General features: G+C 72.2%; 18 protein-coding genes. 9 read left to right on the plus strand and 9 right to left on the minus strand.

Annotated elements, in window-relative coordinates; all coding sequences use genetic code 11:
• Positions 1–88: 88 nt before the first annotated feature.
• From F1721_RS11465 to F1721_RS34780, 3 genes are all read left to right on the plus strand, one after another.
• The gene (locus tag F1721_RS11465) at positions 89–691 is read left to right on the plus strand and encodes an NAD(P)H-dependent oxidoreductase (RefSeq protein WP_150066606.1); all 603 of its coding nucleotides are present in this window, start codon (positions 89–91) and stop codon (positions 689–691) included.
• Positions 692–820: 129 nt separating this feature from the next.
• The gene (locus tag F1721_RS11470; RefSeq protein ID WP_150066607.1) at positions 821–1,384 is read left to right on the plus strand and encodes an AAA family ATPase; all 564 of its coding nucleotides are present in this window, start codon (positions 821–823) and stop codon (positions 1,382–1,384) included.
• 32 nt (positions 1,385–1,416) lie between these two features.
• Positions 1,417–1,644, plus strand: coding sequence for a DUF4158 domain-containing protein (locus F1721_RS34780; protein ID WP_211840433.1), 228 nt, complete (start codon positions 1,417–1,419; stop codon positions 1,642–1,644).
• A 57-nt stretch (positions 1,645–1,701) separates the two neighbouring features.
• Here the strand turns inward: F1721_RS34780 and F1721_RS11480 are convergent, their stop codons facing one another.
• Positions 1,702–2,823, minus strand: a complete 1,122-nt coding sequence (locus F1721_RS11480; RefSeq protein WP_150066608.1) for an epoxide hydrolase family protein — start codon at positions 2,821–2,823, stop codon at positions 1,702–1,704.
• A gap of 52 nt (positions 2,824–2,875) precedes the next feature.
• Complete coding sequence (locus F1721_RS11485; protein ID WP_211840434.1) at positions 2,876–4,207, minus strand: MFS transporter; 1,332 nt, start codon at positions 4,205–4,207, stop codon at positions 2,876–2,878.
• A 162-nt stretch (positions 4,208–4,369) separates the two neighbouring features.
• Here F1721_RS11485 and F1721_RS11490 point away from each other — a divergent pair, with 162 nt between their 5' ends.
• Complete coding sequence (locus tag F1721_RS11490) at positions 4,370–4,954, plus strand: CGNR zinc finger domain-containing protein (RefSeq protein WP_150066609.1); 585 nt, start codon at positions 4,370–4,372, stop codon at positions 4,952–4,954.
• Positions 4,955–5,143: 189 nt separating this feature from the next.
• Here F1721_RS11490 and F1721_RS11495 read toward each other — a convergent pair whose 3' ends face one another.
• Both F1721_RS11495 and F1721_RS11500 read right to left on the minus strand, forming a co-directional pair.
• On the minus strand, positions 5,144–5,776 hold the full coding sequence (locus F1721_RS11495) for an MBL fold metallo-hydrolase (RefSeq protein WP_246154690.1): 633 nt from the start codon (positions 5,774–5,776) through the stop codon (positions 5,144–5,146).
• A 25-nt stretch (positions 5,777–5,801) separates the two neighbouring features.
• Complete coding sequence (locus tag F1721_RS11500) at positions 5,802–6,665, minus strand: LysR family transcriptional regulator (RefSeq protein WP_150066610.1); 864 nt, start codon at positions 6,663–6,665, stop codon at positions 5,802–5,804.
• Between the two features lie 69 nt (positions 6,666–6,734).
• On the opposite strand from F1721_RS11500, the gene F1721_RS11505 reads away from it, so the two are divergent.
• The 3 genes from F1721_RS11505 to F1721_RS11515 are packed head-to-tail and all read left to right on the plus strand — an operon-like array spanning position 6,735 to position 8,595.
• Positions 6,735–7,643 carry an EamA family transporter gene (locus F1721_RS11505; protein ID WP_150066611.1) on the plus strand — a complete coding sequence of 303 codons (909 nt, stop codon included), beginning with the start codon at positions 6,735–6,737 and terminating at the stop codon, positions 7,641–7,643.
• 11 nt (positions 7,644–7,654) lie between these two features.
• Positions 7,655–8,308 carry a TetR/AcrR family transcriptional regulator gene (locus F1721_RS11510; RefSeq protein WP_150066612.1) on the plus strand — a complete coding sequence of 218 codons (654 nt, stop codon included), beginning with the start codon at positions 7,655–7,657 and terminating at the stop codon, positions 8,306–8,308.
• Positions 8,296–8,595, plus strand: a complete 300-nt coding sequence (locus tag F1721_RS11515; protein WP_150066613.1) for a DUF6204 family protein — start codon at positions 8,296–8,298, stop codon at positions 8,593–8,595. Before F1721_RS11510 ends, F1721_RS11515 begins: the two co-directional genes overlap by 13 nt.
• A 12-nt stretch (positions 8,596–8,607) precedes the next feature.
• On the opposite strand, the gene F1721_RS11520 is transcribed toward F1721_RS11515, so the two are convergent.
• Together F1721_RS11520 and F1721_RS11525 are read right to left on the minus strand one after the other, a co-directional pair.
• Positions 8,608–9,228, minus strand: coding sequence for a TetR/AcrR family transcriptional regulator (locus tag F1721_RS11520; RefSeq protein ID WP_246154691.1), 621 nt, complete (start codon positions 9,226–9,228; stop codon positions 8,608–8,610).
• A gap of 22 nt (positions 9,229–9,250) precedes the next feature.
• Positions 9,251–9,652 (minus strand): SgcJ/EcaC family oxidoreductase, encoded by a 402-nt coding sequence (locus F1721_RS11525; RefSeq protein WP_150066615.1) that lies wholly within the window; start codon positions 9,650–9,652, stop codon positions 9,251–9,253.
• A 30-nt stretch (positions 9,653–9,682) separates the two neighbouring features.
• Here F1721_RS11525 and F1721_RS11530 point away from each other — a divergent pair, with 30 nt between their 5' ends.
• Complete coding sequence (locus F1721_RS11530) at positions 9,683–9,931, plus strand: hypothetical protein (RefSeq protein ID WP_150066616.1); 249 nt, start codon at positions 9,683–9,685, stop codon at positions 9,929–9,931.
• Positions 9,932–10,039: 108 nt separating this feature from the next.
• Here the strand turns inward: F1721_RS11530 and F1721_RS11535 are convergent, their stop codons facing one another.
• From F1721_RS11535 to F1721_RS34375, 3 genes are all read right to left on the minus strand, one after another.
• On the minus strand, positions 10,040–11,479 hold the full coding sequence (locus F1721_RS11535; protein ID WP_150066617.1) for a carboxylesterase/lipase family protein: 1,440 nt from the start codon (positions 11,477–11,479) through the stop codon (positions 10,040–10,042).
• Between the two features lie 11 nt (positions 11,480–11,490).
• The gene (locus F1721_RS11540) at positions 11,491–12,393 is read right to left on the minus strand and encodes an MBL fold metallo-hydrolase (RefSeq protein ID WP_150066618.1); all 903 of its coding nucleotides are present in this window, start codon (positions 12,391–12,393) and stop codon (positions 11,491–11,493) included.
• Positions 12,394–12,505: 112 nt separating this feature from the next.
• Positions 12,506–12,673 carry a hypothetical protein gene (locus F1721_RS34375; RefSeq protein WP_170301456.1) on the minus strand — a complete coding sequence of 56 codons (168 nt, stop codon included), beginning with the start codon at positions 12,671–12,673 and terminating at the stop codon, positions 12,506–12,508.
• A 93-nt stretch (positions 12,674–12,766) separates the two neighbouring features.
• Between F1721_RS34375 and F1721_RS11545 the strand changes: the two genes are divergently transcribed.
• A complete protein-coding gene (locus F1721_RS11545; protein WP_150066619.1) occupies positions 12,767–13,657 on the plus strand; it encodes a helix-turn-helix transcriptional regulator in 891 nt (296 codons plus the stop codon).
• Positions 13,658–13,659 lie beyond the last annotated feature (2 nt).

Here is a 13,659-nt window from a genome sequence, read left to right on the forward strand (position 1 = left end):
CGCCCATGTGATCGTCGGAGGTGGTGCCGTTGAATCGTGGCTGCGGGCGAGCTCGCCCGCGTGAGTTCCTGCTGAGATGAGATGTCGCATGCGCAGTCTGGTAGTCGTCGCCCATCCCGACCCCGAGTCGCTGACGCACGGGCTCGGCCGTGCGGTGGCCGCTGCTCTCTCGGGCGAGGGCAGGTCCGCCGAGCTGTTCGACCTCGCGGCCGAGTCCTTCGATCCCCGCTTCACCGCGGCCGACCTGCTGCACTACCGCGGCGAGGGGCCCACGCCGCCGGATGTCGCGCGCGAGCAAGCACGGGTGGATCGCGCCCAGCAGCTGGTGCTCGTCTTCCCGGTGTACTGGTGGTCCATGCCCGCCCTGCTCAAGGGCTGGATCGACCGGGTGTTCACCAACGGCTGGGCCTTCGACCACTCCCCGGGCGGGCGTCCGGTCCCCAAGCTCGACCGGCTCAGCGTGCACCTGCTGGCCGTGGCGGGTGGCGATGCGGACGGCTTCGAACGGCATGGTTACACCGAGGCGCTGCGGACTCAGATCGAGCACGGCATCTTCGGTTTCTGCGGGGCCGGGATCGCCTCGGCGCGGATCGTGCACGACGCGGAGTCCACCCCGGCCGAGGTGCTCGCCGCCGAGGTGGACTCCGCTGTGGAACACATCTCGTCGCTGGCGCCGACGCCCTCGCGGTAGGCTGATGGCCCCGGCGCGGCGTCGCCGCTCCTCTCGCCGGATCTGACCGTCCTGCGGTTTCCCCGCCACGTCAGGCGGACGCAATCCCCTCTCCTCGTCGCTGATCGGGACGTGCACCGGGAGGGTGTCGTGTCAGAACGTTTCGTGGTCATCACCGGGGGCCCGGGTGCGGGCAAGACGACGCTGGTCGAGCGGCTGGCGGCCGCCGGGTTCGCCCACGCGCCGGAAGCCGGGCGCGCGGTGATCACCGACCAGGTGGCCATCGGCGGCCGCGCGCTGCCGTGGGCGGACCGGGAGCTGTTCGCCGAGCTGATGCCGGCGCACGACCTGCGCTCCTACCGCCAGGCCCACCGCGCCACCGGGCCGGTGCTCTTCGACCGCGGCCTGCCCGACCTCATCGGTTACCTGCGGCTGTGCTCTCTGCCCGTGCCGGAGCACGTGCGCGCCGCGGCCCACCGCTTCCGCTACCGCCAGCGGGTGCTCATCGCCCCGCCGTGGGAGCAGATCTACCGCCAGGACGACCAGCGCGCGCAGTCCTTCGCCGAAGCCGAAAGCACCTACCAGCACATGGTGGCCGCCTACACCGACTGCGGGTACGAGCTCGTCGACCTCCCGCGCGGCACCGTCGAGCAGCGGGTGCGGTTCGTCCGCGACGAGCTGGGCGTCCACCGCGCCCAGCAGGGGTCGCCGTAGATCCGGGGCGGGACCGGGGTCCGGCCGACCGATTGGGCATCGCGGTCGCGCTGTGTTCGCTGCCCTGGTTGGGGTTCGTTCCCGACGACGTGACATCGGCGCCGCGTGCCGAGGTGGTGCGTCTGGCTGTGCAGCTCGGTGTCGATCCGGGCGTGATCCGGCACTACGGGCCGCAGGACGAAGATCCGCACCGACCGGCTGGTCAGATCGCCTTCGTGCGTTCGCCCATTGCACCGCCCCACAACGTGATTTGCCGGTAACCCGGGGGACCGACAGGACCACCCCCTGGGCGCGGGCTTCTCAGGGGGCACGGACAGTCAGCGGAACAGGCGGAAGAACCCGCGCACCTGCTCGACCAGCGACTCCGGCTGCTCCAGCGCGGCGAAGTGACCACCACGCGGCAGTTCCTCGAACCAGCGCAGGTCGGTGAACCGCAGCTCGGCCTCCCGCCTCGACGGGCGGGTTATGTCGCGCGGGTAGACCGACAGCCCGGATGGCGCGGTGACCTTGTCTCGGAAGCTGCGGAAGCTCTCCCAGTACAGGCGCGCCGACGACGTGGCCGACGCGGTGAACCAGTAGACCGAGATCTCGTCGAGGATCTGCTGCCGCGACACCGCATCCTCGGGATGGCCGTTGTTGTCCGTCCACGCCCAGAACTTCTCGGCGATCCAGGCGGCCTGCCCCGCCGGGGAGTCGGTGAGGCCGTAGCCGAGCGTCTGCGGGCGGGTCGCCTGGATCGCCGAGTACCCCCGGCCGGTGCGCTGGAACTCCTTCTCGGCCTCGAGATTCGCCAGCTCCGCGGGCGTCGGGTCGTCGAACGTGCCCGCCGCCACGGATCCCAGGTTCAGGTGCACGCCGGCGACCCGCTCGGGCGCCACCTCGCCCAGCGCGCCGGACACCGCAGACCCCCAGTCCCCGCCCTGCGCGCCGTAGCGCTGGTAACCCAGCGACACCATCAGCGTGTCCCAGGCGTGCGCGATGCGCGTGACACCCCACCCAGTCGTCGTCGGCTTGTCACTCCAGCCGTACCCGGGCAACGACGGCGCGACCACGTGGAACGCGTCCGCCGGGTCGCCGCCGTGCGCGCGCGGGTCGGTCAGCGGGCCGAGGACATCCAGGAACTCCAGCACTGAACCCGGCCACCCGTGTGTGAGCACCAGCGGGAACGCGTCCGGCTCCGGCGATCGGACGTGCACGAAGTGGATGCCCAGCCCGTCGACTGTGTCGCGGTACTGCGGGAAGGCGTTCAGCCGCTCGGCGAACCCGAAGTCGTAGTCCTCGGCCCAGCTGCGGCACAGCTCCTGCGCATACGCCAGCGGCAAACCCTGCGACCAGTCGTCCACCGGCTCGCGCTCGGGCCACCGCGTCCGTCGCAATCGTTCACGCAGGTCCGCGATCTCGGCTTCGGTGATGCTGACCTCAAAGGGCTCGGCGGGCATGGCAAGGCTCCTTGCTGGTCAAGGCGTTGTCGGATCAGATGCGGGTGGACCGTCATCGCGGGCTCCCCGGTGTGGCGTCGGGTTCGGGGCGGCGGTCGGCGATAGGTCGCCGGGTCAGGCTGAGGACGAGTCCGGCCAGCGGGAGTGCAGCGAGCACGGCGAGGGCCACCGGCACCGGCACGATTCCGGACAGACCCGCGACAGCGGCCGGACCGATCCCGCCACCCAGGGCGTTCATGAAGTTGAGCAGGCCCTGTGCGGTGTCGCGGTCGTCCGCGGCGACCAGGTCCGGCGCGAGGCTCACCAGTACGGCTTGGGCACCGGCGAACCCGCACACGGTCAACGCCGTGCCGACGACAATCGGGATCGGCCCGGTGAAGATCGCGACCACGAGCACGCCGACGACGGTGAGTGCCGCAAGCCCGGCCGACACCTGCCAGCCGGTGAACCGGTCGGTCAAGGTGCCGACCAGCCGCCCGGCCAGCACCGAGCAGGCGGCGGCCGGGACCAAGAGCAGGCCGGCTTCCAGGGGGCCACCGCCCGTGGCCTGCTCGATCAGGGACGGGGCGCGGTACAGCACCCCGTAATAGCCGGCGAAGACGGTCCCGCCGATGAGCCCGGCCGCCGGGAAGCCGCGGGATGCGATCACCCGCCGAGGCACGAACCCGTCGGGCGTGCTTCGCACGCGCCACCACAGTCCCACGGCTGAGAGCGCCCCGGCGGCAGCCACGACGAGCGTGACCAGAGCGGGCAGGCCGACCGAGTGTGCCTGCAGCAACGTGATCGAGGAGCCGGCGAGTACCGACAGCGCGGCCGCTCCGGCGATATCGAGTCGCCCGGTCGAGCCGTTTCGCTCGCCGCTACCGCTCCGCGTCAGCGCGCGCCTGCTCGGCAATGCTGCCAGCAGAAAGGGCAGCGCGAGGACCGGGATCGCGAGCACGGCACGCCACCCGAGCCATGCGGTCACCGCCCCGCCCAGTAGTGTCCCGCACCCCGACGCCGTCGCGCTGGCGGCCGCGATGATTCCCAGTGCGCGGATCCGTTGCCGCCCGGGAAGGGCGGTGGCCGCGGCAAAGACCGCGATCACGGTCGCGCCCGCTCCGGCGCCGCCGATCAGTCGGCCGACGATCACGACGGACAGTGTCGGCCCGGCTCCGGCGAGCGCGGAGCCCGCGGCGAGCGCCACGACCCCGGCGACGAGGACCCGGAAGGGGCTCCAGCGGACCAGCAGCCGACCCGCGACCGGCATCGCGAGCGCGGAGGTCAGCGACCACGCGGCGAGAATCCACGCGGTGGCCCCGAACGGCACCGCGAGCGCGCGGCCGATGGTCGGCAGGGCCACCGACGGCGCTCCCAGTGCCACGTACATCGGCAGCACCAGCATCCCCAGAGTCAGCCCCAGGCGCCGCCCGACCGGGGTGTCGGTTCGCTCCGGTGCCGGGGCCCTTCCAGATGGGATCGTCCGCGGCGTCCCCTGCCGGATATGATGTGACACGCGAAAGCTCATTTGGGTGTAACGCTACGGGGCAGCGGGGAGACACGTCAAATGCAGGATGCGTATTACAGCCCATTGGCGGTCCAGACGGCCGTCGACCTGGCCAACACCTTGAGGCCGATCAAGGGAGAGGACGCGCTGGAGACCGTGGAGCAGCTCCGGGACTTCCTCGACGACCATCCCGCGGCTGAGCCTCCGAGTTCGGCCGCGAACCAGGGGGCCGGTCCGCGGCACCTCACCCGCGCCGACCTGGCGGAAGTCCGCGCGTTGCGCGAGACGGTGCGTGAGGTGCTCGAACGGGCGAACACGGACGCGGACGAAGCTGCGGCTCTGATCAACGACGGTCTGCGTCGCAGCCGCGCCACCCCGGTACTGCGCCACGAGAACGACCGCTGGTGGACCGAGGTCACCTCCGACACCGACCGCTGCGCGGCGCACCTTGCCGCGACTGCGCTCAGCGCACTGGCCTCCGTGATCGCCACGCTCGGTCCCGCTCGTCTCGGCGTATGCGCCGGGCCGACCTGCCGGGCCACCTTCGTGGACCTCTCGCGCAACGGCTCGAAGCAGTACTGCACCCGAACCTGCGCACACCGGGCCAGCGTCGCGGCCTACCGGAGTCGGCGCAACCCGCGTTGAGCGCCGGGCACCTGCCTCTGCCAGGCTGGCTCCGGGGTTTCGCCCGACCCCGCCTTTCTGCCCTGGAGGCGAGTGCACCGATCATCTCGGCGCGTTACGAACCTCGCGGAGTCCCCCGGGCAGCCCCTGCCCCACGCGGGTGAGCACCGGGGGAATTTTCATGCCCCCAGACCGGATCGAACCTGCTGGTCAGGGTCTATCCGCCCGAAATCTCCCGGATACTACGGCGTAGGTGCGGCCTTCGGCTCCCCACTCCCCGAACGGCGGGGTCAGCCCCCGGTCGATCGCCCGGATCGAGGGGCGTCCGATGTGGGCGAAGACCAGCCGCCGGACCCCGGCGCGCGAGGCGCGCCGCGCCGTATCCACAGTGGACGCATGTCCGCCGACCCCACCGGCGAAGCGGATCGGCCGGTCCCAGCCCGCGGCGTCGGCGAACACCAGGTCCGCCCCGGCGGCCCAATCCGGGAAGCGCCAGAACTCCGGCGCCCACACCACGCGGTGCTCGCGGTGCTCGACGAGGTAGCCGAAGGTCGGGTGCGAGGTGTGCTCGACCGGCAGCGGCCGCAGCCGAACACCGGCCGCGCAGTACTCCACGGCACCGGCGGGCACCCCGAGCTCGCGGCTGCGGCGGCGGATCTCCGGCATCAGCTCCGCGCGTTCGTCGCAGACCAGCCACGCGTCGACGTGCCCGCCCCCGGCGTCGACGCCGTCGAGGACCACCCGGTGCCCGGCCCACCGCACCGCCAGCCCGGCAGGGCGGTACCGCGGGGAGTTCATCGCCCCCACGCCCAGCAACGTCATCTGCAGCGCTGCGCACCCCACCCGCCCAGGATGACGCACACGGCGGTCACGGTCGTTCCGGTGTCCCGTAGAGCTCGGTGAGCAGCCCGGTGGCCTTGGCGGCGAGCGGGTGCGGGTCGTCGCGCCACCAGATCAGCCGGACCGGGATCGGGGCGGCGTCGCGCACCGGGCGGAACACCACGCCGGGCCGGGGGTACTGGGTGACGGTGCTCTCCGCGGTGATGCCGACGCAGCGGCCGGTGGCGATCACGGTGAGCCAGTCGTCGACGTCGTGGGTGTACTCCACGGCCGGTCGCTTCTCCGGTGGCCACAGGTCGGGGGTCGTGGTGCCCGAGCGCCGGTCGATGACCACGGTGCGATCGCTGATCTCGGCCATGCGCACGAAGCGGCGCCGCGCCCACGGGTCGTCGGCGGCGATCGCGAGGTGGCGCCGTTCCAGCCCGACGATCACCCCGTCGAAGCGCCGCCGGTCGGGTTCGGTGCGCACCACGGCGATGTCGCAGGCGCCTTCGGCCAGCCCGCCGGTGGCGGAGTTGGTGCGCACCAGCTGCAGTTCGGTCTCCGGGAACAACCGCGCCCAGCGGCGCTGGAACTGCAGGGTGTGGCGGCCCATCGCCGACCAGGCGTAGCCGATGCGCAGCTGGGTGTGCCCGGTGGTGGCTTCGCGCACCAGGTCGTCGGTGTCGGCCAGGATGCGGCGAGCGCGGGCCAGCACGCGCGCACCGGCTGCGGTCGGGGCGACCTCGCGGCTGGTGCGCCGCAGCAGCCGCACTCCGAGGGTGGTCTCCAGCGCGGCCAGGGTGCGCGAGACCGCGGCCTGCGAGACGCCGAGGTCGATGGCCGCGTCGGTGAAGGTGCCCGCGTCGACGATGGCGACCAGGCAGCGCAGCTGCCGCAGTTCCACATCCATGACCAGAGCGTATCGCTGCGGTCCTGCATGCATTTTGCGAATGCGCCCGGCGGGCGCAGGCTGCACCGCATGCAGACCACGACCACAGCTCCCGCGGCGAAGACCGGCCGCGGCGCGGGTTTCGCGATGCTGCTCGGCAGCGGGTTGTCCAACCAGCTCGGTGCGGCGATCGGCTCGATGGCCTTCCCGGTGATCGGCCCGGCCGGGGTGGTGGCGGTGCGGCAGTGGATCGCCGCGGTGCTGCTGCTCGGTGTCGGGCGTCCCCGGCTGCGGGCGTTCACGCCACCGCAGTGGCGTCTGGTGCTGGCACTGGCAGCGGTGTTCGCGACGATGAACCTCGCGCTGTACGCCGCCATCGACCGCATCGGGCTCGGGCTGGCGGTGACGTTGGAGTTCCTGGGGCCGCTGGTGGTGGCGCTGGCCGGGTCGCGGCGGCTGCTGGACCTGGGCTGCGCCGTGATCGCCGCGGCCGGGGTGGTGGTGCTGACCCGCCCCCAGCCCAGCACCGACTACCTGGGCATCGGGCTGGCCCTGCTGGCCGCGGTGTGCTGGGCCTGCTACATCCTGCTCAACCGCGCGGTGGGCCGCCGCCTGCCGGGGGCGCAGGGGTCGGCGGCGGCAGCCGGGGTGTCCGGGCTGGTGTTCGTGCCCGTCGGGGTGCTGGTGCTGGTCGAGCACCCGCCGACCGCGGGTGCCCTGGTGTGCGCGGCAGGTGCCGGGCTGCTGGCCTCGGCGGTGCCGTTCCTGGTGGATCTGCTGGCGCTGCGGCGGATTCCGGCCGCCGCGTTCGGGATCTTCATGAGCGTCAACCCGGTGCTGGCGGCGGGGGTCGGCGTGCTGGTGCTGGGCGAGTCCCTGCAGGTGGCGCAGTGGTTGAGCATCGCGGCGATCGTGGCCGCCAACGCCGTGAGCGTCAGCTCCGGGCTGCGGCGCGGCGCACCCGAGAATATTTTGGAGTCGACTCCAAAAATGGAGTAGAGTGCATCCTCGTGGTCGAGGGATTGCGGGAGCGCAAGAAGCGCCGGACGAGGCAGCACATCAGCCAGGTCGCGACCTCGCTGTTCGTGCAGCGGGGCTTCGACCAGGTCACCATCGCCGAGGTCGCCGCCGCGGCGGAGGTGTCGGTCAACACCGTCTACAACTACTTCCCCACCAAGGAGGACCTGGTCCTGCCGCCCGAGGAGGCCTCGCCGCAGCGGCTGGCCGACATCGTGCGCGCCCGACCCGTCGGGCAGTCCGCGGCCGCGGCGGTGCTCGCGCAGCTGCGCGCGGAGGTGGCCCGGCGGGACCGGAAGCTGGGGCTGTCCCCGGGATTCGGCCCGGTGCTGGCCATGATGCGCGCCGCTCCCACCCTGCTGGCCCGCCTGGAGGATCTGGGCGGGCAGATGACCGAAGCCCTGGCCGCGGTGCTCGCCGAGGAAACCGGCGCGGACGCCCAGGACCCGTTGCCGCGCGTGGTGGCCCACCAGCTCGGCGGCCTGCACTCGCTGGTCTACGCCGAGCTCGGCGCTCGCCTGGCCGAGGGCGTCGAACCCGAGGAGCTGGCCGAGGCCGCGTCGCGGCTGCTGGACGCCATCGAGCACGCACTCGGCGACAACATGCTCACCTACGCCATCAGGGAGGATCGGACGTGTTCCGAGTGACGATCCGCGGCAAGTTCGACGGGATCAGCGAAGCGGGCCGCGAGCAGGTGCGTGCTGCCGCAGGTCCCGCGTTCACCGAAGCGGGCACCTTCACCCACGACGCGAGCGTCTCGACGTTCACCTTCCGCTGCCAGGTGCCCGTCCGCGACGAGGACGACGACGACAAGGTCGCCACCCAGCGCGCGCTGGCCGCGCTGCAAGCCCACGGCCACCCGCACCAGGTCCTGCGCGTGGCGGTGACCGACATGCGCCAGATCAAGATCCGCCGCAAGACCGGCCGGGCTTGAGGGCTTCCCGCGTCAGGCCCGGATGCCGCTGAGGATCGTCACGACGAGGCGGTCCAGGAACTCCGGGGCAACGTCGAGGGGTTCCCCGGCGGGCTGGAGCAGGCGCGGCAGCACGACTTCGTAGCAGGCGCCGACGAGCAGCGCCGCGGCCGCCCCGGTGTCGGCGCCTGCGGCGATGCGGCCGTGCTGTTGTTCGGCGTCGAGGTAGGCGGTGAGGGTTTGGCGGAGGTTGTCGCCCTTCTTCGACCGGGGCCAGCTGTTGAACCGGGCCAGCACCTTGGGCTGGCCCAGCAGTCCGGCGAAGGCCGGCAGGATCCGCTCGTGCAGGTCGAGGATGTGCCGCAGGTAGGCGGCGAGGTTGGTCTCCAGCGGGCCTTCGCCGGGCTGCGGCGGGTCCGGCAGGACCCGCTCGGCCGCTTCGATGTGCGCCAGCAGCGCGTGCGCGAGCAGTTCTTCCTTGTCGGCGAAGTAGTTGTAGAGCACCCCGTCGGCGACCTGGGCCTCCCGCGCGATGGCGCGCACGGTCAGCGCGTCGGTGCGGCGCTGGGCGATGAGCCGCTCGGCGACGCCGATCAGGTGGTCGCGCAGGTCGGGACTGCCGCTGTCCCGGAGCGCGGCTGCGGTGCGCGGCACCTGTCCTCCTCGGAGCTGGGTCTCACGTGCGAATCCGAGTGTTCTGGAAGGTCCGGAACAACCACCGGCCATCCTGTCGGACGGCGACCTTGGTCTGGATGGAGAGGTCCTCGGCGCGGCATTCCCGCGCACCGGGCTGCAGGACGCAGTTGCCGCTGTTGACGACCACGGCCACGTCGTCCGAGACGAACTGCACGCTGCGCTCCCGCGGAGCCGACATCCGGGTCCCGGCCATGAAGGTGTCGAACCCGTGCTGCAGGCTCTCGGCGATGGCGGCGCGACCGCGCAGGTGACCGCCCATCACGTCGACGAAGTCGGCGTCCTCGGTGAAGGTCGCGGCGAACGCCGCCCCGTCGGTGCCCCACGCCTGCACCTGCTGCCGCTCGAGCTGATCCAACGCCGCCCTGTCCGAGTCCCGGGTCATGCGAACCACCACCCCATCCATTGTGAACCGGTGTTCATGAACGAGTGTTCACAGTATGCGGGTGGTGGATCGCGGTCAAGCGCCGATCAGGAGCACGGGCCCGGCGGCATCGACAAGGGCTACTTCGCGCACCAGAAGTACGGCTACGACGAGGACTTGGACGACAACGGCACCGCCGACTGCTCGGATCCCGACGTCAGCCAGCCCACCGGCACGGGCGGTTTCTGCCTGGCGCCGACGGCGGCCCCTACACCACCGAGAACGATTGGTCGCCGCTGAAGGCCGCCTTCAAGGGCGACGACCTGCCGCGATGACGCCGAAATCCGCCAAGCGGACCCCCTTGATCGTTTCGTCACGGTGACGGATTCGATCAAGGGGGTCCGCTGGTCACCACATCGACAGGTCGCGGGCCGTGGTGTTCTCCGATACCGCATCGAAGCGCCGCAGCCGGTTTCCCGTGCCGAACCGCGGCCAGCCGGGATCACCGGTGGCCGCGAAGGACACCCACGCCCCGTGCATCTCCTTCGCCAGCGCCGCTGGCGGCTCCCCCGCGCCGAGCAGCGCCTGCGGGCCGCGCAGGACCGGGAGGTCGAGCAGGTCGAAGACGAAGGGCAGCTCGACCGAGTGCGCCGCACCGAGCTGACCGTCCACAGCGGACGAGCGCCAGCCGAACTCGTAGACGTGCGCGTTGCCGTGGGCTTCGGCCAGCCTGCGGCCACCGACGGTGAACATGGCGTCGCCGAGGATCGCCGACCGCAGCTCGCCGTGCCCGGCGCCAGGCCGCTGCGCCCGGTAGGCGGCGATGAGCGCGTCGGGATCGCGGTGCACGCGGGCGGCGAGTTCTCGCACGTCAGCGGCCGTCGAGGCGGCCAGGCTCCCCTGCGGGGCGAGGTAGAGGTTGCCCTCCTCGGCGGTGGAGCCCACCAGCAGGTCCACCTCGGCCAGGTCGCTCTCGGCGGGCTGGCGCTCCAGCACCACGTCGAACGGGGTGAGGCCGACCAGCGGGTCGAACTCCCCCGCCGTCCGCAGGTCCAGGCCGGTCAGTCCGGGCATGATCTCGACCAGCCGCTCGTCGGGCACGGCGCTGAATCCGGCCGCGGTCGGTTCGACGCCGAGCGCCGCTGCCGCCGCGCGGGTCACCACCGCGGCCTGGTCGGGTGAGAACGCGCCGAGCCCGTTGCCGCTCTGCACGATCGCGCGGCGGAACAGCCCGGTGGCCTCGGCGGTGGCCAGCAACGCGGCGACGAGCGTGGCACCGGCGGACTGGCCGAACAGCGTGACGTTGCCGGGGTCGCCGCCGAAGGCTTCGATGTTGTCCCGCACCCACCGCAGGGCGGCGATGACGTCGAGCAGCCCGCGGTTGCGCGGTGCCCCGGCCACGTCGAGGAAACCGGTGATGCCCAGCCGGTAGTTGAGGGTCACCAGCACCACGTCGTCGCGGGCGAAGGCGGTGCCGTCGGCGAGCGGTGAGCGGGTCGAGCCGGAGATGAACCCGCCGCCGTGCACGAACACCATCACCGGGCGGCCGTCGGCGGCGTGCGGCGACCAGACGTTGACGGTGAGGAACTCCTCGCCCCGGACCCAGCCGGGCCCGAAGAACGGCGACATGTCCAGCGTCGCGAACCCGCCCCGGTTCGGTTGGGGCGCGGTCGGTCCTGGCCGGGTCGCATCGCGGATGCCCGACCAGCCCGGGTGCGGTCCCGGAGCGGCGAACCGCCCGGACCCGCGCGGTGGAGCGGCGTAGGGGATGCTCAGGAAGCGCCGCACACCGTCGTGGGTGCTGCCGCGCACCGTTCCCCCGGTGGTGGCCACGGTGATGTCGGACATGGGTTCTCCTGTCAGATCCGGGCGAACGGCGCCCACGACTTGATGGCGAACTTCTCGCCGTCCCGCACGATCTCGGCGCCTCCGTGCCCGCCGAGGTGCGCGGGCAGCACCAGGGTGTTGGTGTCAGCGGCCTGCCCGAGCAGCCGCTGGCGCGTGGCCCTGGCCGCGGCCGGGTCCTCGCAGAAGCAGCTGTTGGCGGCGGGTTCGACGAACTGCGCGGCGGTGTGCAGCATGTCCCCGACGAACAGCGCTCGGTCGCTGCCCGAGGCCAGGCTCAGCACGGACGATCCGGGGGTGTGCCCGGGTGCTGGCAGCAGGCGCAGGTTGCCGTCGATGACGTGCTCGTCCTCCCACAGCTGGGTCTGCCCGGCGCGGTGCACCGGGGCGACGCTGTCGGCGAAGACGTTCTCGTTGCCGCCGCCCAGCGCCGGGTCGTGGCCGTCGGCGGGGTTCCAGAAGTCGAAGTCCGCGCGCGACATCAGGTAGGTGGCGTTGGGGAAGGTCGGCACCCACTCGCCGTCCACCAGCCGGGTGTTCCAGCCGACGTGGTCGACGTGCAGGTGCGTGTTGATCACCAGGTCGACGTCCTCCGGCTGGACACCGGCCCGCGCGAGGTTGCCGAGGAAGTCGGTCTGGAGGTGGTGCCACACCGGCGAGTTCGGGCGTTCCTTGTGGTTGCCCACGCCGGTGTCCACCAGGATCGTCCTGCCCTCGCTGCGCAGCAGCCAGGTCTGGATCGCGCACACGCAGGCGTCCGCGGCGGGGTCGAGGAAGTCCGGCACCAGCCACGACTCGTGGTCGCGCCAGCTCTGCGCGGGAATCTCGGGGAAGAACTCGCCGGGCGAGAGCCCGACGGATCCGTAGTACTCGATGACGCGGGTGATCGTGACCTCACCCAGCTCGATTTCTCGCATGGCTGCTCCGGGGGTTCTCGGATCGGGATCTCCCCCAGCGTGCGCGCCGCCGCAGCCGGTGAACCAGCCCCGGTCGTGCCTACCACTGGCAGTGGCAGGCAAGCGAATTCCGCTATCGCCGGGCTTGCTCCGCTTCGGTCTCCAGGTCCGCGCGGCTGGCCGCTCCGGCGAGTTCGCCCGCGCGGCACCGGTCGGCCATGTCGGAGGCGCGCAGCGGCTTGCCGTCGTCGTGGAAGTAGCTGCCCGGGTGGTCCGTGAACTCCAGCCGTCGGCGCAGCACCCGGGCCTGGTCGGCGTCCTGACGTCGCTGGCGGCCGTGCCTACCACTGACAGGGGCAGGCTCGCTGGCGGTGGTGAGGGCATAGTGGGGGTCATGAGCAGTTCTGGGCATCTCGGCGAGTTCCTGCGCGCGCGGCGGGCGCGTCTGCGACCCGAAGACGTCGGGCTGGTCACCCCGCCGGGACGCCGCCGGGTCGCCGGGTTGCGCCGCGAGGAACTGGCGCAGCTGGCCGGGGTCAGCGTCTCGTACTACACGCGGTTGGAGCAGCACCAGTCGGTCAACGCCTCCGACGGGGTGCTCGACGCGTTGGCCACGGCCCTGCGCCTGGACGATCACGAACGCGCCCACCTGCGGGAGCTGGCCGCGCAGCGGCCCCGTCCGCGCAAGCGCCCTCCGGTGGAGCGCGTCAAGGGGCTCACCCGCGAACTGCTGCAGTCGCTGAAGGATGTTCCGGCGGTGGTCGTCGGGCGGCGCTGTGACGTGCTGGCGTGGACTCCGCTGGGCCACGCCCTGCTGGCCGGGCACATCGACCCGGCGGCGCCGGAGTGCCCCGGCGAGCGCCCGAACCTGGTCCGGATGCTGTTCCTGGACCAGCACACCCGCGAGCTCTACGTCGACTGGGACCGCAAGGCGCGCGGCCTGGTGGCCAGCCTCCGGTTGGCGGCGGGGCGGCACCCCGACGACGCGCTGCTGGCCTCGCTGGTCGGCGAGCTGTCCGTGAAGTGCCCGGAGTTCGTCGCGATGTGGGGCGATCACCGGGTCAAGCCCTGCGTGGGCGACACCTTCCGGCTGCGCCACCCGCTGGTGGGCGATCTGACCATCACCCAGCAGAGCCTGCAGCTCACCCACTCACCGGAGCAGTCCCTCGTGCTGGTCACGGCCGAGGAGGGCTCCAGCTCGGCCGACACCCTCAAGCTGCTGGGCCAGCTGTCCGCGCGATCCGACCGGGCCCCGGCGGAACTGGCTGAGCCAACACCGCGTTGACG

The sequence above is a fragment of the Saccharopolyspora hirsuta genome (assembly GCF_008630535.1).
In the GTDB taxonomy this organism is placed as follows: domain Bacteria; phylum Actinomycetota; class Actinomycetes; order Mycobacteriales; family Pseudonocardiaceae; genus Saccharopolyspora; species Saccharopolyspora hirsuta.